This is a genomic window from Enterococcus sp. AZ062 (genome assembly GCF_051715065.1).
In the GTDB taxonomy this organism is placed as follows: Bacteria; Bacillota; Bacilli; order Lactobacillales; family Enterococcaceae; genus Enterococcus_B; species Enterococcus_B mundtii.
In genome coordinates this window covers 2304833-2328257 of sequence record NZ_JBIOTB010000001.1, presented here as the reverse complement: position 1 = coordinate 2328257, position 23425 = coordinate 2304833, and the positions used below count along the sequence as shown (strand labels likewise).

24 protein-coding genes are annotated in these 23425 nt (G+C 39.2%); 23 read left to right on the top strand and 1 reads right to left on the bottom strand.

Going from position 1 to position 23425, the window contains the following annotated elements:
• Window positions 1-279: 279 nt before the first annotated feature.
• From prfB to IGJ00_RS10850, 22 genes are all read left to right on the top strand, one after another.
• Window positions 280-1378 (top strand): peptide chain release factor 2 gene (gene prfB, locus IGJ00_RS10955; protein ID WP_178946468.1). Its coding sequence is split into 2 segments (ribosomal slippage): window positions 280-351 and window positions 353-1378, totalling 1098 coding nucleotides; the frame shifts between segments, so codons are not numbered across the junction.
• A gap of 110 nt (window positions 1379-1488) precedes the next feature.
• Window positions 1489-2175, top strand: a complete 687-nt coding sequence (gene ftsE / locus IGJ00_RS10950; protein ID WP_071866757.1) for a cell division ATP-binding protein FtsE — start codon at window positions 1489-1491, stop codon at window positions 2173-2175.
• The gene (gene ftsX, locus IGJ00_RS10945; protein WP_307725285.1) at window positions 2168-3052 is read left to right on the top strand and encodes a permease-like cell division protein FtsX; all 885 of its coding nucleotides are present in this window, start codon (window positions 2168-2170) and stop codon (window positions 3050-3052) included. The genes ftsE and ftsX overlap by 8 nt, the downstream gene beginning before the upstream one ends.
• Before the next feature lie 227 nt (window positions 3053-3279).
• A complete protein-coding gene (gene cls / locus IGJ00_RS10940; RefSeq protein ID WP_071866759.1) occupies window positions 3280-4728 on the top strand; it encodes a cardiolipin synthase in 1449 nt (482 codons plus the stop codon).
• A gap of 347 nt (window positions 4729-5075) precedes the next feature.
• Window positions 5076-5930 (top strand): phosphate ABC transporter substrate-binding protein PstS, encoded by an 855-nt coding sequence (locus tag IGJ00_RS10935; protein WP_071866760.1) that lies wholly within the window; start codon window positions 5076-5078, stop codon window positions 5928-5930.
• A 115-nt stretch (window positions 5931-6045) separates the two neighbouring features.
• Entirely contained in the window at window positions 6046-6966 is a 921-nt protein-coding gene (gene pstC / locus IGJ00_RS10930) for a phosphate ABC transporter permease subunit PstC (protein ID WP_034687410.1), read from the top strand.
• Window positions 6966-7850, top strand: a complete 885-nt coding sequence (gene pstA, locus IGJ00_RS10925; RefSeq protein WP_071866761.1) for a phosphate ABC transporter permease PstA — start codon at window positions 6966-6968, stop codon at window positions 7848-7850. Before pstC ends, pstA begins: the two co-directional genes overlap by 1 nt.
• Window positions 7851-7864: 14 nt before the next feature.
• Entirely contained in the window at window positions 7865-8671 is an 807-nt protein-coding gene (pstB, locus tag IGJ00_RS10920) for a phosphate ABC transporter ATP-binding protein PstB (protein WP_074799553.1), read from the top strand.
• Window positions 8672-8686: 15 nt separating this feature from the next.
• Entirely contained in the window at window positions 8687-9445 is a 759-nt protein-coding gene (gene pstB / locus IGJ00_RS10915) for a phosphate ABC transporter ATP-binding protein PstB (RefSeq protein WP_010734920.1), read from the top strand.
• Window positions 9446-9457: 12 nt separating this feature from the next.
• Window positions 9458-10144: a phosphate signaling complex protein PhoU gene (gene phoU / locus IGJ00_RS10910; RefSeq protein ID WP_074799552.1), complete on the top strand. Its 687-nt coding sequence runs from the start codon at window positions 9458-9460 to the stop codon at window positions 10142-10144.
• Between the two features lie 463 nt (window positions 10145-10607).
• A complete protein-coding gene (locus IGJ00_RS10905; RefSeq protein ID WP_142433285.1) occupies window positions 10608-11654 on the top strand; it encodes a YibE/F family protein in 1047 nt (348 codons plus the stop codon).
• Window positions 11654-12412, top strand: a complete 759-nt coding sequence (locus tag IGJ00_RS10900) for a YibE/F family protein (RefSeq protein WP_074799550.1) — start codon at window positions 11654-11656, stop codon at window positions 12410-12412. The genes IGJ00_RS10905 and IGJ00_RS10900 overlap by 1 nt, the downstream gene beginning before the upstream one ends.
• Window positions 12413-12523: 111 nt before the next feature.
• Entirely contained in the window at window positions 12524-14095 is a 1572-nt protein-coding gene (liaX, locus tag IGJ00_RS10895; protein ID WP_071866765.1) for a daptomycin-sensing surface protein LiaX, read from the top strand.
• A 153-nt stretch (window positions 14096-14248) separates the two neighbouring features.
• A complete protein-coding gene (locus IGJ00_RS10890; protein ID WP_010734926.1) occupies window positions 14249-14554 on the top strand; it encodes a PspC domain-containing protein in 306 nt (101 codons plus the stop codon).
• A complete protein-coding gene (locus tag IGJ00_RS10885) occupies window positions 14554-14910 on the top strand; it encodes a phage holin family protein (protein ID WP_010734927.1) in 357 nt (118 codons plus the stop codon). Before IGJ00_RS10890 ends, IGJ00_RS10885 begins: the two co-directional genes overlap by 1 nt.
• A gap of 229 nt (window positions 14911-15139) precedes the next feature.
• Complete coding sequence (gene hprK, locus IGJ00_RS10880; RefSeq protein ID WP_010734928.1) at window positions 15140-16078, top strand: HPr(Ser) kinase/phosphatase; 939 nt, start codon at window positions 15140-15142, stop codon at window positions 16076-16078.
• Window positions 16079-16092: 14 nt separating this feature from the next.
• Complete coding sequence (gene lgt, locus IGJ00_RS10875) at window positions 16093-16923, top strand: prolipoprotein diacylglyceryl transferase (RefSeq protein ID WP_023520023.1); 831 nt, start codon at window positions 16093-16095, stop codon at window positions 16921-16923.
• 43 nt (window positions 16924-16966) lie between these two features.
• On the top strand, window positions 16967-17980 hold the full coding sequence (locus IGJ00_RS10870; RefSeq protein ID WP_066025304.1) for an NAD(P)H-dependent glycerol-3-phosphate dehydrogenase: 1014 nt from the start codon (window positions 16967-16969) through the stop codon (window positions 17978-17980).
• A gap of 22 nt (window positions 17981-18002) precedes the next feature.
• Complete coding sequence (galU, locus tag IGJ00_RS10865; protein WP_010734931.1) at window positions 18003-18935, top strand: UTP--glucose-1-phosphate uridylyltransferase GalU; 933 nt, start codon at window positions 18003-18005, stop codon at window positions 18933-18935.
• 124 nt (window positions 18936-19059) lie between these two features.
• A complete protein-coding gene (locus tag IGJ00_RS10860) occupies window positions 19060-19503 on the top strand; it encodes a DUF948 domain-containing protein (protein ID WP_071866768.1) in 444 nt (147 codons plus the stop codon).
• A 2-nt stretch (window positions 19504-19505) separates the two neighbouring features.
• Entirely contained in the window at window positions 19506-20069 is a 564-nt protein-coding gene (locus tag IGJ00_RS10855) for a YtxH domain-containing protein (RefSeq protein ID WP_074799546.1), read from the top strand.
• 94 nt (window positions 20070-20163) lie between these two features.
• Window positions 20164-20592, top strand: a complete 429-nt coding sequence (locus IGJ00_RS10850) for a GNAT family N-acetyltransferase (RefSeq protein ID WP_071866769.1) — start codon at window positions 20164-20166, stop codon at window positions 20590-20592.
• Between the two features lie 474 nt (window positions 20593-21066).
• On the opposite strand, the gene IGJ00_RS10845 is transcribed toward IGJ00_RS10850, so the two are convergent.
• Complete coding sequence (locus IGJ00_RS10845; RefSeq protein ID WP_104776165.1) at window positions 21067-22170, bottom strand: aminopeptidase P family protein; 1104 nt, start codon at window positions 22168-22170, stop codon at window positions 21067-21069.
• A 213-nt stretch (window positions 22171-22383) separates the two neighbouring features.
• Between IGJ00_RS10845 and ccpA the strand changes: the two genes are divergently transcribed.
• Window positions 22384-23385, top strand: coding sequence for a catabolite control protein A (gene ccpA, locus IGJ00_RS10840; protein WP_023520019.1), 1002 nt, complete (start codon window positions 22384-22386; stop codon window positions 23383-23385).
• The last annotated feature ends 40 nt before the right edge of the window (window positions 23386-23425 follow it).

The following is a 23425-nucleotide window of genomic DNA, read 5'->3' as shown; positions in this document are numbered from 1 at the left end:
GATAGGGAATCTTAACGAAACATTTTTTTGTTTTATGACTTCCCTGAGGTCAAGAAGTGCTAAGCCTCAAGAAATAAGGTGGAATCCGCAAAAATTGTTCGTTGAATTTTTGTGGATTCCACCTTATTTCCGAAGAGGTTCCTTTTGGCACATATACGACTACCATTAAGATCAGAATGAAAAGGGAAAGGAGCGACCATGTCGCATCTTATTCTTTCTGTTCGTTCAAGATTCTGGTAGACTAAACAATGAAGATTAGACAGAAAGAAGGAAATCGAAATGGAAATTTCTGAAATTCGAAACCTCCTAACCGAAATGCAAGAGAAAGTCACAAGTTTTAGGGGGTCTCTTTGACTTAGATCAGCTGGAAGAAGATATTGCTGAAGCAGAAGCAAAAATGGCTGAACCAGGTTTTTGGGATGATAGTGAAGCTGCACAAAAAGTGATCAATGAAAATAATGCAAACAAAGAAACCTATGATCAGTTCAATGAACTCGCACAAGAGCTAGAAGAACTAGAATTGATGGTGGAAATGTTACAAGAAGAGCCAGATGCGCAAATGCAAGAAGAAGCACAAGAGCGAATCAGTGCTTTAGCTGAAAAAATGACAACTTACGAATTAGCCATGTTACTAGATGGACCTTATGACCGCAATAACGCCATCGTTGAGCTGCATCCAGGTGCAGGGGGAACAGAATCTCAGGATTGGGGAAGTATGTTGTTACGAATGTACACACGTTGGTCAGAACAACACAATTACCAAGTGGAAATGTTAGATTACCAAGCCGGTGATGAAGCTGGTATCAAAAGTGTGACATTATTGATCAAAGGACATAATGCCTATGGTTATTTGAAATCAGAAAAAGGCGTACATCGCCTTGTTCGGATCTCGCCATTTGATTCGGCGAAACGCCGACATACGTCATTTTGTTCAGTCGATGTCATGCCAGAATTAGATGACATGATCGATATCGAGGTCAATCCTGATGATTTGAAGATCGACACTTACCGAGCAAGTGGAGCGGGTGGACAGCATATCAATAAAACAGAGTCTGCTGTACGGATCACGCATTTGCCAACAGGAACAGTCGTTGCCAGTCAGGCACAACGCTCACAATTAAAAAACCGTGAACAAGCGATGGGGATGCTGAAAGCGAAACTTTATCAATTGGAAGTTGAAAAGAAAGAACAAGAAGCAGCAGCACTACGTGGAGAACAAATGGAAATTGGCTGGGGCTCACAAATCCGTTCTTATGTTTTCCATCCTTATTCGATGGTCAAAGATCATCGGACCAATGTAGAAACAGGAAATGTCCAAGCAGTGATGGATGGCGAGTTAGACCCATTCATCGATGGCTATTTAAAAATGCACATATAGCTTACTCACGATTAATAGTAAATTGAAATAAAATTGTAAGATTTCGAAAGCAAGCTGAAACATTCCCATGCTATAATGACTAAAGACTGAAAAGATATGGAGAGAACGCCATGATTGAAATGAAGGATGTAATGAAGAAGTACTCAAATGGTACCACAGCTATCCGAAATCTCTCGATCGTCATTGACCAAGGAGAGTTTGTCTATGTAGTAGGACCATCTGGTGCTGGTAAATCTACATTCATCAAGTTGATGTACCGAGAAGAAAAAGCAACGAAGGGCACGCTGAACGTTGCTGGCCATGATCTGATAGATATCAAGGATCGTGAAGTACCTTATTTACGTAGAGAAATCGGAGTAGTTTTCCAAGACTATAAATTGTTACCTCGAAAAACAGTATATGAAAATGTCGCGTATGCGATGCAAGTCATCGGCAGAAAACCTCGTGACATAAAAAAACGTGTCATGGAAGTTTTAGATTTAGTCGGCTTGAAACATAAAGTACGTGTTTTCCCAAGTGAATTGTCAGGTGGGGAACAACAACGTGTTTCGATTGCCCGGGCAATTGTGAATACACCAAAAGTATTGATTGCAGATGAACCGACAGGAAACTTAGACCCGGAAAACTCATGGGAAATCATGAAGTTGTTGGATCGAATCAATGCCCAAGGAACGACTGTTGTTATGGCTACACATAATAGTACGATCGTTAATACAATTCGTCACCGCGTAATCGCCATTGAAAATGGCCGGATTATTCGTGACCAAGCGGAAGGGGAATATGGATACGATGATTAGAACCTTTTTCCGCCATTTATTAGAAAGTATCAAAAGTTTAAAACGTAACGGTTGGATGACTGTCGCATCAATCAGTGCAGTAACGATCACATTGACATTAGTTGGAGTATTTATGGCAATCATCATGAATGCGACTAAATTAGCTGAAGACATCGAAGGTAACGTGGATGTTTCTGTGTTCGTTGATATCGGAACGAATGAGAAAGATATGGAAACGCTCGAAAAGGAATTGAATGAGCTTGATCATGTCAATAAAGTTGAATTTTCAAGTAAAGACCAAGAATTAAAGAAAATCCAGGATCAAATGGGTGATTCTTGGAGTTTATTTGAAGGAGACGGTAATCCGTTATACGATGTGTATGTTGTAACAACGACACAACCTTCTTATACAAAAGAAGTTTCTGAAGAAGCTGCGAAGTTAAAAAATGTTTTCCGTTCGGATTATGGTGGTACTTCGTCTGACCGAATCTTTAATATTGCTGCGGCAGTGCGGACATGGGGATTAGCAGCAGCTGCCTTGTTATTGTTTGTCGCGATGTTCTTGATCTCAAATACGATTCGTATCACGATCATTTCACGGCAAAGAGAGATCCAGATCATGCGTTTAGTTGGTGCCAAGAATGGCTATATCCGTTGGCCTTTCTTCCTTGAAGGTGGTTGGATCGGTTTGATCGGAGCCATTATTCCTGTATTGATCCTCACTTTTGGGTATCAGGAAGTATACAGATTGCTCAATCCAACCTTGTTGCGCTCAAATTATTCATTGATACAGCCACAGGATATCGTTTGGAAAATTGACGCATTGATGGCCGGTATTGGTATCATTATTGGTTCATTAGGTTCGATTATTTCAATGAGAAGATTTTTGAAATTTTAAACAAAGATATAAAGCAGACCAGTGGGAGCGATCCTGCTGGTTTTTTTTTGTATAAAATTTTTTTTATACGTAAAATCTATTTTATAGAAAAATATACTTACTCTATCGTGTCTATCTATAGTATTCTAAGAAAGTCGGTTTTTCTGATAGACAAATCAGTGGTTTTTCTTTACTTTAAAAAACAACTTCGCTATCCTAAGGAGGATAGCCGGATAAGAGGTGAGGCAATGGATATTATTTTTGACAATTTTTCGACGATCTTACTACTTACGAATACATTATTATCTTTAGTGATCGTTTTTACCGAAAGAAAAGAAACTGCTCAAACTTGGGCATGGTTACTTGTACTGACTTTTATCCCGATCCTAGGGTTTTTCCTTTACATTTTCTTTGGACGTGGGATTTCAAAAGATAAGATTTTTGATTTGAAGATCCAAGGAAAGATCGGTAAGAACTTAGAAATCGAAGAGGATCGACAGGCATTGATGCGGGGATTATATCCACATCCTCCGACTGGGCAAGTGGATGTCAAACAGTTGATTTATATGTTAACTGTTGGAGAAAGCACACTGTATACCACAAGCAATGACGTTACGCTGTTCACCGATGGAAGAGAAAAATTTGATCGTTTGATCGAGGACATTGAACAGGCAACTGATCATATCCATCTACAATATTATATTTATCGTAGCGATAGCTTAGGGATCGAGGTATGCCAAGCATTGACTTCTGCTGTCCGCAGAGGGGTGCAAGTAAGAGTTTTACTGGATGCATGGGGATCGACGGAAGTTTCAACCAAATTTTTCCATGAGTTAAAAGAAGCTGGTGGAGAAGTTGCTTTCTTTTTTCCGCTTTTTGTTCCTTATCTGAACCCGCGAATCAATTATCGAAATCATCGAAAGATCGTAGTAATCGATGGGAAAATTGGTTATACGGGTGGATTCAATGTGGGAAATGAGTATTTGGGTCTCGTGCAAAAATTTGGTTATTGGCGAGATAATCATTTGCGTATCTATGGTGAAGGAGTCTATGCGTTACAAAATCGCTTCTTGATGGATTGGAATTCTCAACATACAAAAGAAGTAAACTATGCGGCGCGCTTTTTCCCAAGTATTGCATCAACTGGTGAGATTGCCTTACAGGTCGTGACGAGTGGACCTGATTCAGAACATGAACAAATCAAAATGACGTACCTTAAAATGATCTCATTGGCTAAGCGGGAGATTTTGATCCAAACGCCTTATTATATTCCAGATGAATCAATCCATGAAGCGTTGAAATTGGCATTGTTATCCGGTGTAAAGGTCCATTTGCAGATCCCAAATAAACCAGATCATCCATTAGTCTATTGGGCAACGTATTCTTTTGCCGCTGAATTGATCGAATATGGTGCTGTCATTGAAACATATGAGAATGGATTCATCCATGCGAAAACAATGATCATTGATAGCGGGATCGTTTCTGTAGGTTCAGCAAATATCGACGTTCGTTCTTTCCGGTTAGATTTTGAGGTCAATACACTGATCTATGACGAACGGATCGCTACCCAAGTGCGAGGGGCATTTTTTGAAGATTCAAAGGTTTCTGATCGTTTGACAAAAGAACGTTACGAGGCTCGGGGCTGGATGATCAAGCTAAAAGAAGGATTGGCTCGACTTGTTTCGCCACTCTTGTAAAAAACTGAACAAAAAAGGACATGAAATACACTCATAAGAGCAGACTTTCATGTCCTTTTCTATCGGGGCCATTTCTGTAGTTTTATTACAAGAAATGGAGAAAGCGTCTCGCAAGAGCGGGAATTAACTTTTGGGGTATTTCTTGTTTTTTGGGGAAAGCAAGAAATAAGTTAATGCTTGCTTGATACAGAGACACATTTCAATGCCAGTATAGCATAGAAAAATTTATTGAGATAGTATTTTTTTTAATTAAATTAAATTATTTGTTATTTAATAAAATCAATTGATTTTCAAGTAATAGTGAAAATGTTAAAATGGAAATACTTTAGGATTGAAGGAGATTTCTAATGAAAAAATTACGATTAATAATACCAATGATAGCACTATTTATAACAATGTCTGGGTGTTCAAACCTGGTCGACCAAGGAGAATCGATCACAGCGGTGGGATCATCCGCTTTACAACCTTTAGTTGAAACGGTTGCTGAGACATATCAATCAGAAAATCCCGGCAAATTTGTTAATGTACAAGGTGGCGGAAGTGGTACTGGTTTATCGCAAGTCCAATCAGGCGCTGTTGAGATTGGTAATTCCGATTTGTTCGCAGAGGAGAAATCAGGGATCGATGCGTCCGCACTGATCGACCATCGAGTAGCAGTAGTGGGCATCACACCAATTGTCAATAAAGAGGTCGGCATCGAAAACATTTCGATGGAAGATTTGAAAAAAGTATTTACTGGTGAACTGACGAACTGGAAACAACTAGGTGGAAAAGATCAGCCAATCGTGATCTTGAACCGTGCAGCAGGTAGTGGAACGAGAGCTACTTTTGAAAAATGGGTCTTAGACGGTGAAACAGCGATTCGTTCCCAGGAGCAAGATTCTAGTGGAATGGTCCGTCAAATCGTTGCTGATACGCCAGGAGCAATCAGCTATGTCGCATTCTCTTACGTATCAAAAGATGTGGATACACTGAAAATCGACGGAGTTGAGCCAACAGACGAGAATGTCACAACGAATGATTGGACGATTTGGGCATATGAGCATATGTATACGCGAAAAGACACAAGTCAATTAACGAAAGACTTTTTAGCCTATATCTTATCAGATGAAGTGCAAAAAAATATTGTCGGTGATTTAGGCTATATTCCAGTGTCGAGTATGAAAGTTGAACGCGATTGGGAAGGTAATGTGGTGAATTAACCATCTTTACACAAAATTTACAAAGTTAGCAAAAAATTTACATGTTATTAAAATCAAATTGATATTCGCTTAGTAGACTGTATAGGTATGTTAAAGGACCAAGGAGGAATCATCTGTGGAAGATGTAAAAAAAGCACTAGTAACTAAATCCAAGCGCTCGAAAATGGAACAACGTGGAAAGTTTATCAGCTTTTTATGTATTGCATTGATTGTAGTGGTTGTTTTAGCAATATTTTATTTTGTTGCCAGCAAAGGGTTAGCGACCTTTTTTGTTGATAAAATCAATGTTTTTGATTTCTTATTTGGAACAAATTGGAATCCGAGCGCACTCGGACCTGATGGAAAACCAATGGTAGGAGCCCTACCAATGATCGCGGGTTCGTTTATCGTTACTTTTTTATCTGCGATCATTGCAACACCTTTTGCCATCGGAGCAGCTGTGTTCATGACAGAAATCTCTCCGAAAAACGGAACAAAGATTTTACAACCGGTCATTGAACTGCTTGTAGGTATTCCTTCAGTTGTTTATGGTTTTATCGGTCTATCCGTCATCGTTCCATTCATTCGTGGCATTTTTGGCGGAACTGGTTTTGGTATTTTAGCCGGAACATTTGTGTTGTTCGTAATGATCTTACCAACGGTTACGACGATGACAGTCGATGCGTTAAAAGCCGTACCAAGACACTATCGTGAAGCTTCCCTTGCGTTGGGCGCAACGAGATGGCAAACCACATATAAAGTAGTCTTACGTGCAGCAATTCCTGGGATCTTGACAGCTATCGTCTTTGGGATGGCTCGTGCCTTTGGTGAAGCCTTAGCGATCCAAATGGTTATCGGTAATGCGGCATTGATGCCAACAAGCTTTACCACTCCAGCTGCAACGCTGACATCGATCTTGACGATGGGTATCGGTAATACGATCATGGGTACCGTTGAAAACAACGTGTTATGGTCTTTAGCCTTGATCCTACTCTTGATGTCATTATTCTTTAATATCGTTATCCGCTTGATTGGTAAGAAGGGAGAATTGAAATAATGAATGCAAAACGTTCTGATAAAATAGCAACAGGTGTCTTATATGTGATTTCAGGCATCATCGTCCTGATCCTCGCTGCGTTGCTTCTTTATATTTTAGTTCGCGGTATCCCGCATATCTCATGGTCATTCTTGACTGAACCATCAAAAGCGTATCAAGAAGGTGGCGGGATCGGTATCCAATTATTCAACTCCATCTATTTACTGATCATCACGATGATCATCAGTTTTCCGATTTCACTCGGTGCAGGGATCTATTTATCTGAATATGCAGGGAAGAACTGGTTGACAGATGTGATCCGCACATCCATCGAGATTCTTAGCTCATTGCCTTCTGTTGTTGTCGGTTTATTTGGATTCTTGGTTTTCGTTATCCAATTCCAATATGGGTTCTCGATCATTTCAGGTGCGTTGGCATTGACAGTATTCAACTTGCCTTTATTGACTCGTACGGTCGAGGAATCTTTACAAGCTGTCCATTATACCCAACGTGAAGCTGGTTTAGCTCTAGGATTGTCTCGCTGGGAAACAGTGCTTCGTGTCGTCGTTCCAGAAGCGACACCAGGTATTTTGACAGGGGTCATCTTGAGTTCTGGTCGTATTTTCGGTGAGGCCGCAGCGTTGATCTATACCGCTGGTCAAAGTGCGCCAGCCTTAGATTTTACTAACTGGAATCCATTTAGCATTTCAAGCCCGATCGGTATCTTCCGACAAGCTGAAACACTAGCTGTCCACATTTGGAAAATCAATACAGAAGGAACGATGCCCGATGGTGTTTCCGTTTCAGCAGGAGCTTCTGCAGTATTGATCATCGCTGTGTTACTATTCAACTTTGGTGCTCGAGCAATTGGGAAACGTCTGCACCGTAAAATGACTTCAGCTTAAGGAGAAGAAGCAGAATGAAAGAATATAATATGAATGAAACCAACATCATCAAAATGGGCGCTGAAAAAGATATCGCGCTACATACAGATGATTTGCATGTATGGTATGGCGATAACGAAGCCATTAAAGGTGTCAATCTTGAATTTGAAAAGAATAAAATCACTGCATTGATCGGACCATCAGGGTGTGGGAAATCCACTTATCTACGTTCATTGAATCGAATGAACGATGGGATCGCAAACACGAAGATCACTGGAAAGATCATGTATAAAGATGTGGATGTCAATGCACCACAAATCGATGTTTATGAAATGCGTAAACGAATCGGTATGGTGTTCCAACGTCCGAATCCTTTTAGTAAATCGATCTATGACAATATTACGTTTGCCTTGAAACAGCATGGTGAGAAAAACAAACAAAAACTAGACGAGATCGTCGAAACTAGTTTGAAGCAAGCGGCATTATGGGATCAAGTCAAAGATAGTTTGAATAAAAGTGCTTTGGCGTTATCAGGTGGACAACAGCAACGTCTTTGCATCGCTCGCGCAATCGCGATGAAACCAGATATTTTATTGCTTGATGAACCAGCGAGTGCGTTAGACCCAATTTCAACTGGGACTGTCGAAGAAACGTTAGTCAACTTAAAAGAAGATTATACGATTATTATTGTGACTCACAATATGCAACAAGCTGCCCGAATCAGTGATTACACTGCGTTCTTCTATCTTGGAAATGTGATCGAGTATGACAAGACGAATAAGATATTTACTAGACCTAAGATTCAGGCAACTGAAGACTATGTGTCCGGTCATTTTGGTTAAGACGGAGGACTTGCTATGACAAAAGAAATTATTTCATCAAAAGATCTTCATCTGTATTATGGGGAAAAAGAAGCCTTGAAAGGCATTGATCTAAGTTTCAATAAAGGCGAGATCACTGCGATGATCGGACCATCTGGTTGTGGGAAATCTACTTATTTACGTTCATTGAATCGTATGAATGATTTGATCCCTGGTGTAACGATCACTGGTAGTGTCGTATACAAAGGCAATGATATTTACAGTCCTAAAACAGATATCGTTGGACTGCGTAAAGAAATCGGTATGGTGTTCCAACAACCAAATCCTTTTCCATTTTCAATCTATGAAAATGTCATTTATGGGTTGAAAATCAAAGGTGAAAAAGACAAAAAAGTGTTAGACCAAGTAGTAGAAGAAAGCTTGAAAGCAGCATCTGTTTGGGAAGATGTCAAAGATAAATTGCATAAAAGTGCGTTGTCTTTATCAGGGGGACAACAACAGCGAGTGTGTATCGCCCGCGTGCTAGCTGTCAATCCAGAAATTATTTTATTAGATGAGCCTACTAGTGCCTTAGATCCAGTCTCTACTGGTAAAATAGAAAGTATGTTATTAGAGTTAAGAGAACGTTATACGATGATCATCGTGACTCACAATATGTCACAAGCATCACGTATCTCAGACAAAACAGCTTTCTTCTTAGATGGCAATTTGATCGAGTTTAACAATACGAAAAAAATATTTATGAATCCAGATAAAAAAGAAACGGAAGATTATATCTCAGGACGATTTGGATAAGGAGGAAAGAGGATGTTACGAACACAATTTGAAGAAGAATTATTGAACCTTCATAATCAATTTTACGAAATGGGCATGATGGTTAGTAATGCGGTGCATAAATCAGTGCGCTCTTATACAAAACACGACAAAGTTCTTGCAAAAGAAGTAATTGAAAATGACATTATGATCAATGATATGGAAACACGATTAGAGAAAAAAAGTTTTGAAATGATTGCTTTGCAACAACCGGTGACAACTGATCTACGAACGATCATCACAGTCATGAAAGCAAGTTCAGATTTAGAGCGTATGGCTGACCACGCAGTTTCTATCGCTAAATCAACGATTCGTCTTAAGGGAGAAACAAGAATTCCTGAAATCGAAAAAGAAATCTCTGATATGTCTGATTATGTCAAAAAAATGGTAGATAATGTCTTAGTCGCTTACGTTAAAACAGATGAAAAGGACGCACGTACGATTGCAAATATGGATCATCGTGTCAATGAATCCTTCAATCGGATCTACAATGCAACGATCAAAAATATGCAATCAAATCCCGAAACTGTCATCAGTGGAACAGACTATGTCAACGTAGCAAGTTATTTAGAGCGGATCGGTGATTACGTAACAAATATCTGTGAATGGATCGTGTATCTAGCTACAGGTAAAATCACTGAGTTGAACACAAATCATAACGAAGAGACTAATCAAAGATAAAAATCATTCGCTGATTTTTGTCAAATGCTGATCAGTATTTCTGAGAAATAAGCGCCAACTTCCGAAAAGAGAGATATATTTTTGGAAGTTGGCTTTTTTATTAATATAGAAGACAATTATTCGAGATTTGCGATGATTAATTGTTTGTTGTTATCCATTCCATCAATTTTAAGGATCAGGTACATTAGATATCCTGTTCCTTCTAAAAACGAATAAAAGGTGTTCAAGAAGTAGCTCCTTCAGAAATAAGCGTGAAACCCCAAAAATTTGAAGAACAATTTTCGGTTCTTCACGCTTATTTCTCGGAGCTGAGCACTTCTTTCACAACCTAGATAAACGGTGTTCAAGAAGCAACACTTCGGACACAAGTCAAAAAAATCAAAAATGAAAAAGCCATTTTCGATTTTTCTGCCTTCTGCCTTAGTGCTGATCGCTTCTTTCACAACCTCAGAAAGGAAGGCGTATGCAGAAAAAAAATCGATTATTGATCAAATGTTTGATTCTTTGTAGTTGTTTTGTGGCCGCATGGGTAATTCAACATGCCACTGAATGGTACGAAGACCCAATCATGCAAGTACAGCAAGTATCGCTAGAAAATGAACAACAAGTAATCAAAGGAGAATTGATGAATACGCAAGCGAAAGGAACAGAACTGACTCTGTTTATTCCGCACCAAGAAAATCAGATCGAACATGCAAAAGCTAAGACGAATCAACTTTATCTCGTACGTAAAATTGGAGATGAGTGGCAGATACTCAGCAAAAAAAATGACGGCTGGTTATTCCTTTTTACCAGTTTATTTATCTGTTCACTCTTATTCGTAGGCGGAAAAGCAGGCATATTCACTTTGATCAGTGTAGGACTCAATCTCTTGTTATTGATTTTACTTCTTCAAGGTTTCACGCAGACCCAAGGGATATCATTGGTGATGACGAGCATCCTTTTTGTCTTTCTAGGAACGATCATTTGCGTTTTTGCCTTAGATGGTTGGCAACAAGGTGGACTGATAAAAATCGTCGCAACGATGACGAGTGTAGGTGTAGCTTTTCTAATTTGTTTGTTCGCAATGGATTATTTGAACGATCAAGGATTACGGTATGAGGAAATGAGTTACTTGACTCGACCGTATCGTTCCGTTTTTTTAGCTAGTTTATTAGTAGGGATGACTGGTGGTGTGTTGGATACAGTTGTCACAGTCACGACTACTTTAGATGAGTTGGTGAGTAAACAACCAAAAATAACGATGAAACGATTGTGGCAGTCTGGTCAAATGGTGGGACAAGATGTAATTGGCTCCATGACGAATATCTTACTATTCGTATACGTCAGTGGGACGATCCCGATGTTACTTGTTTACTTTAACAATGGTTGGCCCTTGAGAGATGCAATTGAGTTGCACCTCTCGTTGGAATTGCTACGTGTGATCAGCGGAAGTCTAGGTATTGTCCTTTCGATTCCCATTACACTTTTCTGCTATTTAGGCCATTTGAAGTATCGGAGGGCGATTTGATGAATGTACTTTTGCTCTTAGCGCTTCTCTTAGTGCTATTGATTTTACTGGTTGGTGGGAAAAATGGGTTTTATACGATCTTAGGGCTGTTCATTAACGTCCTATTGTTTTTCCTTCTATTGCTCCTGTATCATTTTCGTTTGCCAATATTACCAAGTGCCATCGTGATTTTTTTGTTGATCACTAGTGTCACATTGTTTTTTGTTAATGGCTACAATCTTAAAATGAAAGCAGCTTTTCTTAGTGTATTACTTTTTTTAGTGGTTTTCTTAGTGGTGACTCCGTTTCTTTCTGAATTAGCGATCCAAGGGTTTACAAGGATTGAATTAGATGAGCTGACAGGGTTCGATTTGCACGTACCCTTGGATTTTTTCGCATTGACACGAGCAATTTTATTGATCAGTGTGAGTGGAGCCGTGTTAGACGCAAGTGTATCTATCGCTAGTGCGACCTATGAAGTATACGTCACAGATCCATTACAAAGCTATCGTGAATTAGTAAAATCGAGTATACGGATCGGTAGAAAAATTTTAGCTACAACCGTAACGACCTTGGTTTTTGCTTTTATGGGAAATTGTTTAGCCCTGATATTATGGTTTATTGATCTAGAGTTGTCTTTTGGCCAGTTGATCAACGAAAAAACTTTCGTTTTGGAGTATGTGACTGTAGTGGTCACGACAAGTGCAGCGATCCTTGTTTTACCGATAACATCAGTCATTTCTTCAATTTTATTCACTCGACAGAAAAAATCATCCTAAGAATGAGAGAAAGTTACAACTTAAGTCCTATGACTTTTTCTTCAAATCATTGCATAATGTGTATGTAAGGAAAAGCTTGCAAACAATTTTTGCTATAAGGAGGCAATTTCCATGAAAGAAAGAGAACGTATTTTAGAATTAGTTAAAAAAGGCATCCTTTCAACTGAAGAAGGTTTAGACCTATTGGAGAGTATGGCAACTGAAAAAGATGAAAAGCAAATCGCAAAAGAGGCAGATCGTGTACATGCTGATCGTAAAGAAAAAGATCAAGCAAGCCGTTTGATCGATGAACTTGAAAATGGTCAAGCTGAACGTGAAGCAGTAGAACCAGATCCGAGACAAAAAGAACAAGAAGACAAAGAGAATCTAGAAAAAATCTTAGATGAATTGGCGACTGAAGCGAACAAAACTTCTGCGCATTTAGATGAGGTCAACGCAAAACTTTTTGAAAATAAAATTGCACGCAATGAAAAACAGGAAACATTGATGCAATTGAATACAAAAGAAGAGTTGGATCAACTAACAGAAGAAGAATTGACACAACGTCAACAATTGGAGCAAGAAGTCAAAGAACTTGAAGAAGCTGGAGATCTCTTATCTGAAGAACGTATCAAGCTTGAAGCTGAATTAAAAGATATCCGTAAAAACCAATGGTCTGAGAAAAAAGACACCTTTGCTGAGAAATTTGACTTGCCAGAAGATTGGAAAGAACAAGCAAATGACACATTGAACCAAGTCGGCGAAAAAATGACTGAAGCTGGAAGTCAACTAGGTAAATTCTTAAAGAAAACCTTCCAAAATGTTTCTGTTACAGTGAATGACAATATGGAATGGAAAGATGTCAGCTTGCGAGTACCTGGCATCGCTACAACTAAATTTGAACACGAATTTTACTATAGCGCACCACAAGCAAGTATTATCGACATCAAAGCGGCAAATGGGAATGTAACCTTGAAAACTTGGGATAGCGAAGACGTAAAAGTCGAAGCGAAAATCAAGCTTTATGGAAAAATGGGTGCAGAGCCTTATGAAGCATTTGCTGAACGCAGCCAGATCGAAGTCAATGAAGAACATATTTCTTTCCAAATCCCGAACAAACGTGTACGTGCCGATTTAGTCTTCTACTTACCAAAACGCACGTATGACCATACAGCAATCAAATTACTCAATGGTAATATTGTAGTTGAAGACTTAGATGTAAAAGATATTTACATGAAATCAACAAACGGCAATATCTTGGTTGACCAAATGGCTGCAACGATGCTTGAGATTGGTGGAGTCAACGGGAATATCGATGTCCGTAATGGAGATATTTTAGATTCAATCATTGAAACAGTCAACGGTACAGTTACTTTTGGCGCAACACCAGAAAACTTAGCGATTTCATTAGTCAATGGGGATGTTCGTCTGACAGTGAAAGAAGATCGTTTGAAGAAAATCGAAGCAAGCTCAGTCAATGGTAACGTAAAAGTTGCATTGCCAACAACCATCGGTATGGACGGTCATGCAAAAACAAGTTTAGGTAGTATCAATAGCCGCCTGTCTGATTATGAAGTGATCCGTGAAAAGAAAGAGCGCACGAATCAAATGTTAGAATTCCGTCGCGTTTCTGAAAATGAAATGGCGAAAATCGAATTGTCTACTACAACAGGTAGTATCTATTTAAAAGATACAGATAAATAATTTTTTCGCTTCGTCCTTCAGAAAGAAGAAGGCGAAGCGAAAATCATACTTATAAGAAACAAATAATAGGTTTATTATTCCAATAAATCTTCCGGAGTAAGATTGTTTTAGTATCTTTCTTCCATTAAAATAGGAGAACAGAGGTGAAAGAAAATGAAAAAAAAGTTGACAAAATCAAATAAAAATATTGTATTGACTGGTACTTTAGCCGGGATTGCTGAATATCTTGGGATTGATCCAACAGTTGTTCGTGTCATTTACGTCTTCTTGAGTTTAGTTGCATTCGGAAGCCCAATTATTTTATACATTCTGTTGGCTTTACTTGTGCCTTCAGGAAAGAATAATCAACGTCGTTATGGACATGACAACGACTATTATCAAAAAAACAACTACAGAGAACAAACGAATAAACGAAAAGAGGCAGAGAAAATCAACGATGACGAATGGAGTGACTTTTAATGTCTTATCTTCAACGTATTGTTGTTAGTACGCTGACGTTTATCTCTCTGGCAGTTATTTTTCCAAATATGATATTTGTGAATAGTATTTGGACCGCAGTTGTGGCGAGTTTTGTTCTTTCTGTGCTGAATCTATTAGTCAAGCCATTCATTATGTTTTTATCGATTCCATTTACCTTGTTGACGTTTGGATTATTCACTTTTGTGATCAACGCATTGATTTTACAAATGACCTCCTTCTTTGTCGGAGCAGCTAATTTTAGCTTTTCATCATTTGGATCAGCTATAATGATTGCAGTGATCATGTCATTCGTAAATATCATCGTTAGCAATCGTAATATGAACAGGAATCGTTAGAAAACAATGCAAAGGACAATAAAGCACAATCAAATAAGTGGAAAGAGGAAGTGGCAATTGTCGCTTCCTCTTCTTATTTCTAAAGAAATGATAGCGATTTCTTGATCGGTGCTTGCCATAAAAAACGAGTGTAATGAAAAGGATATCCCTTGTTTTTTTTATTGGTAGTACTTTTATCGATAGAATGATAAAATAAAAGAGAACAGTTTAATAGAAATGAGGTATACGAATGGCAGAAATGGTAAAAGTTAGCCAATTAGTAGAAAAACTATCATTAGAAATCGTCACTGGTGACGAGCAAAGTTTAAATCGTGTCATCGTAACCGGTGATATCTCCAGACCTGGACTGGAATTGACCGGTTATTTTAATTATTATTCGCATGATCGACTACAGTTATTTGGGAGCAAAGAAATCAGCTTCGCAGAACGGATGATGCCGGAAGAGCGTTTGATGATCATGCGTCGTTTATGCAGTGAAGACATGCCAGCCTTTATCATCTCTAGAGGTTTAGCTGCACCGGAAGAAATGATTCAAGCAGCAAATGAACATGGCATGGCCGTTTTGCGTTCGCCAATCTCAACCTCACGTTTACTTGGTGAGTTATCAAGTTATTTAGATGGACGATTAGCACCTAGGACAAGTGTTCACGGCGTCTTAGTCGATGTCTATGGACTAGGTGTCTTGATCCAAGGAGATAGTGGTATTGGGAAGAGTGAGACAGCGTTAGAACTGATCAAAAGAGGCCATCGATTGATTGCAGATGATCGAGTGGATGTGTATCAACAAGATGAGCTAACTGTTATTGGAGAGCCACCAAAAATCCTTGAACATTTGATTGAGATTCGCGGAATCGGGATCATTGATGTGATGAATCTTTTTGGTGCCAGTGCAGTCAGAGGATCGATGCAAGTCCAATTAGCTGTCTACTTAGAAGCTTGGGCAAAAGAGAAAAAATACGATCGTTTAGGGTCTGAAGATACTTCTGTTGAAATTGCGGAAGTAGGTATTCCCCAAATCAAAATACCTGTGAAAACTGGACGAAATGTCGCGATCATCATTGAAGTTGCTGCGATGAATTTCCGTGCGAAAACGATGGGATTCGATGCAACGAAGACATTTGAAGAAAGATTGAGCCGTTTGATCGAAGAAAATTCAAACGGACAATAGCTAGGAGTGAAAGTATGATTGCACAAATCAATCGGGTCGCTTTTGACCTTTTAGGCGTTCCTATTTACTGGTATGCATTGATCATTGTTTCAGGCATTATCATCGCCATGTGGTTAAGCAGTCGAGAAGCAGTAAGAGTAGGAATGAAAGCAGAAGACGTCACTGACTTTATGTTATGGGGATTACCGCTATCGATCATTGGCGCACGCTTGTATTACATCTTGTTCGATTTACCACAGTATATTGCAAATCCGATCCAAATATTCAATATCCGTTCAGGCGGTCTAGCGATTTATGGTGGTCTGATTGCAGGCGGTATCACATTATATTTTTACACGAAATATCACTTCATTGATGTCTGGACGTTCTTGGACATTGCTGCACCTAGTGTTTTATTAGCACAAGCAATTGGGCGCTGGGGAAATTTCATGAACCATGAAGCATTTGGACCAGATACAACAAGGAGTTTCTTAGAAAGTCTATATTTACCGAATTTTATTATTGATAATATGTATATCGATGGGATCTATCGACAGCCAACTTTCCTTTATGAATCAGTATGGAGCCTTATTGGCGTGATCATCCTCTTATTACTACGGAAGAAAACGCATCTTTTGAAAAAAGGGGAAATCGCACTGCTTTACTTGATATGGTATAGTTTTGGTCGTTTCTTCATCGAAGGAATGAGAACGGATAGTCTTTACTTTTTAGATACGATCCGTGTGTCACAGCTTTTATCTGCTGTGCTATTCATTGGAGCAATCGTTCTATTCATCTGGCGTCGGAAAAAAGGCAACTTACCAGATTACGACCGATCTTTAGGGAAAAATCAATTCATTATCTAAAGTCCAAGTCGAAAAAAATGAAAAAATTTGCAGGAGTGGTAAAATGAAATATAGGGTAGCGGTTTTAGGTGCTGGCTCGTGGGGAACAGCATTAGCACAAGTGCTTGCTGAAAATGGTCATGACGTTCGACTCTGGAGTCACCGTGCCTCACAGGTTAATGAAATCAACCAAAAGCATACCAATGAGCGTTATTTACCAAAACACCAATTGCCCAAAACGATCATCGCATACTCGGACATGGCGAAGGCTGTTTCTGATGTAGATGCTGTTTTGTTCGTTGTACCGACTAAGGCGATTCGTTCTGTATGTCAAGAACTCGTTGAGGTCTTGCAAACAAAACCAGTGATCATCCATGCAAGTAAAGGCTTAGAACAAGGAACACACAAGCGGATCTCAGAAGTCCTGGCAGAAGAGATCCCAGCAGAAAAGAGACAAGCAATCGCTGTTTTATCGGGTCCAAGTCATGCAGAAGAAGTGGCTCGTCACGATATTACGACGATCACTGCTGCAAGCACGGAAGCAGATGCTGCTAAATTTGTTCAAACACTATTTTTGAATCATTATTTCCGAATCTATACGAATCCTGATGTTATTGGGGTCGAAATGGGTGCCGCTTTAAAAAACATTATCGCAATCGGTGCAGGTGCAATCCATGGCTTAGGTTTTGGGGATAATGCAAAGGCAGCTATCATGACAAGAGGATTAGCAGAAATCAGCCGCTTAGGTGTTGCTATGGGAGCAAATCCGTTGACCTTCATCGGACTGAGCGGTGTCGGTGATTTGATTGTCACTTGTACAAGTATCCACTCGAGAAATTGGCGTACCGGTAATCTGCTTGGACAAGGCCATGAATTAAGCGAAGTCTTGGATAATATGGGCATGGTCGTGGAAGGTGTCCAGACCACACGAGCTGCTAAAGAGTTAGCTGAGACCATGGGGATCGAGATGCCGATCACTCAAACGATTTATGAAGTGCTATATGAGCACAAGAACATAAATGAAGCAGCGACAGAGATCATGTTGCGCGATGGCAAAAAAGAGAATGAATTTCACTAACATTTTTAAGGGAGAGAAAAAAATGAAAGTAAAAAAAGCAGTGATTCCAGCAGCAGGTTTAGGAACAAGATTTTTACCTGCAACAAAAGCGATGGCAAAAGAAATGTTGCCGATCGTTGATAAACCAACGATTCAATTTATCGTAGAAGAAGCGTTAAAATCAGGGATTGAAGATATTTTGATCGTCACAGGTAAAGCAAAACGCCCAATTGAAGATCATTTTGATTCAAATATCGAATTAGAAACGAACTTAGGCGAAAAAGGAAAAACTGAATTACTAAAATTAGTGGAAGAAACAACGGATGTAAACCTTCATTTTATTCGTCAATCGCATCCTAAAGGGTTAGGACACGCTGTGTTGCAAGCAAGAGCATTCATCGGAAATGAACCGTTTGTTGTCATGTTAGGCGATGACATCATGGAAGATGAAATCCCATTGACACAACAACTGATCGACGATTATGAGCGTACACATGCTTCAACGATCGCCGTGATGCAAGTACCACACAAAGATACATCTAAATATGGGATCATCAATCCAGGAGAAGAACTAGAAGACGGCTTATTCAATGTCAAAGATTTTGTTGAAAAGCCTGAACCAAGTAAAGCACCAAGTGATTTAGCAATTATTGGACGCTATTTATTGACACCCGAAATCTTTGATGTGTTAGCAGAGCAAAAACCAGGTGCAGGTAATGAGATCCAATTGACCGATGCAATCGATACATTGAATAAGACACAACGCGTATTCGCACGTAAATTTACGGGAAAACGTTATGATGTCGGCGACAAATTTGGTTTTATGAAAACAAGCATCGAATATGGATTGACACATCCAGAAGTGGGTGGACCATTAAGAGAATACATTCTATCATTAGGCAAGTCTTTAGCAGCAGAGACGCCTTCATCTTTCAATCAATCAACAGAAACTTCTGAACCAACTAACAAAAAGTAAACAAGCGAGATGCTTCAGCTGCTGATCAAAATGTAGGTAGTTGAAGCTTTTTGCTATTTTTTATTTGTTTAAAAAATATGAAAATGCTATCCTTATAGCAAGAAGAGGAGAAGGAGGCTTGATTATGACAGTTGGAGAAATTGCTGGCTTGATTGCAGCAATTGCTTTTGCAATACTTGTGGTCTTTCTAGTACGTGTATTGATTCGATTAGCAAAAACGATTGAAAAAGCAGAACAAACAGTAACAGAAGCAAACACAACGATTGAAGTCGTTACAAAAGATGTTGATCTTTTATCGAGACAAGTCGAAGGCTTGTTAGTGAAAAGCAACGAATTATTGAATGATATCAACGGAAAAGTAGCAACGATCGATCCTTTATTTACAGCTGTCGCTGATTTGAGCGAGAGTGTATCAGAATTGAATTCTTCAAGCAAACACATCGTTACAAAAGTTGGTGGCATCGGTAAAACAACAGCAAAAGCAACTGTTGCCAGCAAAGTCGGTGGGACTGCAGTGAAATTCTTTAAACATAAAAAAACAACAACAGATACGACAGGAGGAAAATAATCATGGCAAAAAAAGGTGGATTTTTACTAGGTGCAGTGATTGGTGGTACAGCCGCAGCAGTGGCAGCATTACTACTTGCACCAAAATCAGGTAAAGAATTACGTGATGAACTAGCAGCACAAGCGGATGATTTTCTAGATATGGCTTCTGATTATACAGAGATGGCAAAAGAAAAATCAACTGAATTGACAAGTATCGCAAAAGACAAAGCACATGATCTTTCACAACAAGCAGGCGATTTAGCTGGTAATGTCAAACAAACAGTCTCAGACGCAACAGCTGATGCAGGAGATGAATCAGAAGATATTTTAGTGACATTGAAAGAACAATCAGCTGATTTATCTGATCGTTTCAAAAAATCTGCTGCTGATTTAGGCGACACAGCAGCAGCTGCAAAAGAAGACATCATGATCGACATCAAAGATACAGCAGACCAAGCAGGAAGCACTGTAAAAGAAGGCATCGACGAAGCAAAACCAGTTGCTGAAGATGCAAAAATCTTGTCTGAAATGGCAAAAGAAGATGCAGCTAGTGCGAAAGAAGATCTAAAAGATACATTTAAATAAGCAACACTAAAAAGTGAGCAAGAAAAGGCACGATCAGGAAACAATCTGATTCGTGTCCTTTTTTCTCTAATCTTACGAGGAGAGGATAGTGTAAATGATTGAGATCAAGAAAAGCGATTCCGAAGAAACAGAAAAGAAAATCATTGGTCTGCTGAACGAACAATATATGCAATCATTTTCTACAAATGAACACTTAACAACTCAAACCATTTCAATCAGTGCATCTAAGGATGAGAAGTGGATCGGTGGCGCAGTGGCATCTTTATTTGGAAATACCTTGCATCTATCATTGCTCGGCGTAGATCAATCGTACCGTCACGAAGGCATCGGATCGCGATTAATCGAAGCGGTTCAACAAACAGCATTGGAAAATCAGTGCTTATATATGACCGTCAATACGCAAGACTATCAAGCTCGAAAATTCTATGAAAGACATGGTTTTGAAGTATTTGCTTCGGTGGAAAACATGCCTTTTGTTGGGACGACTAAATTCTATTTGAAGAAGCAATTAACAAATGAATAGGTATCGACAACTAACTGATGCCAGAGAAGCAACTCAAAAAATAAGCGATAACCCGAAAATAGTTCTCTACTTTGGGGTTATCGCTTATTTACAGGTCAAAACGCTTCTTTCACAATCTCGATAAATGGTGTTCAAGAAGCTGACCTTCAACATTAAGCTGAGAAATCAAAAAATATGGAAAGCTATTTTCTGATTTCCCAGCTTACTGCTCAGGTCAAAACACTTCTTTCACAACCTAGATAAACGGTGTTCGAAAGCCAGCTCCTTCAATATTAAGTCAAAACTTGAAAAAATATGAGAAGCTATTTTCCCAAGTTCTGCCTTAATACTCGGAGCAGAACGGCTTTCTCACAACCTCGATGAACGGTGTTCAAGAAGCAACACTTCAATAATAAGCCAAAACCATCAAAAATGAAAAAGCCATTTTCGATGGTTCTGTCTTATTACTCAGTGCTGAACGCTTCTTTCACAACCTTACTCCACCACTAATAATTCTTTTGGTGTTGTTGTAAATGGGATACAACCGTCACTTGTGACATAAACGCAATCTTCGATTCTTACGCCAACTTGATCAGGGATATAAATACCTGGTTCTAATGAGAAGCACATGCCTTCTTCGATCACTAGATCATTGCCTGCAACTAGTGAGGGATATTCATGGACCGTCGTACCAATACCATGACCTAGACGATGATTGAAGTATTCGCCGTAGCCGTAACTTTCAATGACGTTACGTGCGACTTGATCAAGTTCAGCGGCTGTGACGCCTGGACGAACAGCTTCTTGGGCTGCCAATTGGGCTTCAAGCGTGATCTGGTAGATTTTCTCTTGAAATTCTGTCGGTTTTTGGAAGGCAACTGTTCGTGTCGCGTCACTACAATAGCCATCCCATACGACGCCTAAATCGAACAAGACAAGTTCATTTGGTTGGATCGTGGTACTTCCAGGTGTTCCATGAGGGCTTGCTGCATTTGTCCCCGCTAAAACTAGCGTGTCAAAAGACATTTGAGATACCCCTTGTTTTTTTAGTTGATATTCGATTTCAGCAATAATTGCTTGTTCCGTTACGCCTTCTTTGATGGAGCGAAAACCAATTTCAAAAGCTACATCTGCCCATTTTCCTGCCGCAATCAATTGCTCTTTTTCTTTTGTTGTTTTGATTAATTGCAGACGTTGGATGACTGGAGTCAGGTCAGCAAATCGGACACTGCTTGTCATTTGTTGCGATAACGCGTCAAAGCGATCAACCGTCAACGCATTTTTTTCGATCCCGATCGTTTTTATTTGTGGATAACGGGTGCGGATCTCTTGCCCGATCAATAGCCAAGGATCTTCACTATCAAGATAACCTCGGACATCATAGGCCCAAGGACTATTTTGTGCATCTTCTACTTCTAGCGCTGGTGTAAACAAGAAAGGATCTTGATCAAGTGGAAGAAATAGAGCTAGTACACGTTCGTGGGGTTCACTTTCATAACCAGCAAAATAGGCGATATGACCTGGATCACTGATATAAGCAAGGTCGATTTCTTTTTGAGCCATCCATTGGCGTAATTCATTGATTTTTTCAAGATTCATTTGGACATCCTTCTTTCGCATTTATGGCATGTTTCGATAATTCATTGTACCACTCTTGTAAAAAAAGACCAATTGACTAAAAGTGAAAAAGATGTTTTTTTTCATGAAAACGCTAGTAAAACGGTTGCAATTTCTGTCAATCTTTGATATCCTGTTTTAGAAATGTAAATCGTATTTTCAGAAAAGATATAAAAACAGAATAGGAGAACAACGATGGAAAAACAAACTATCACTATTTATGACGTAGCGAGAGAGGCAAATGTTTCGATGGCTACTGTTTCACGTGTTGTCAATGGGAATCCAAATGTAAAACCAGCTACAAGAAAAAAAGTATTGGAAGTCATTGACCGCTTAGATTATCGCCCAAATGCTGTAGCTCGTGGTCTTGCAAGTAAAAAAACAACGACGGTTGGGGTCATCATCCCAGATGTCAGCAATATGTTCTTTGCTTCATTAGCACGTGGGATCGATGATGTGGCAACGATGTACAAATATAATATCATTTTGGCAAATTCAGACGGAAATGACCAAAAAGAAGTCAACGTACTGAACAATCTTTTAGCCAAACAAGTTGACGGTGTGATTTTCATGGGGCATCATATCACAGATGAAATCCGTGGCGAATTCTCACGTTCAAAAACTCCAGTTGTTTTAGCTGGTTCGATCGATCCAGACGAACAAGTAGGAAGTGTCAATATCGACTATACTTCAGCGACAAAAGATGCAGTAACTAAATTAGCTAAAAACGGCAATAAAAAAATTGCCTTTGTAAGTGGTGCATTGATTGACCCGATCAATGGCCAAAACCGTTTGAAAGGCTACAAAGAAGCGTTGAAAGAAAACGGACTGACTTATAGTGAAGGTTTGATCTTTGAATCAAGCTATAATTTTAGAGATGGCTTGTCATTAGTAGAACGTATCCACAATAGTGGAGCAACTGCTGTTTATGTAACGGATGATGAACTAGCAATCGGTATTTTAGATGGCTTGATTGACCGTGGTGTCAAAGTACCAGAAGAATTTGAGATCATCACAAGCAACAACTCTTTATTGACTGAAGTTGCTCGCCCGCGCTTGACAAGTATTACGCAACCATTATATGACTTAGGTGCGGTATCAATGCGTCTATTGACAAAAATGATGAACAAAGAAGAAGTAGAAGAAAAAACAATCATCTTACCATATGGAATTGAAGAAAAAGGTTCAACGAAATAAATCGATTGAGAGAAACATCAAGCGATTGATCGAATAAAAC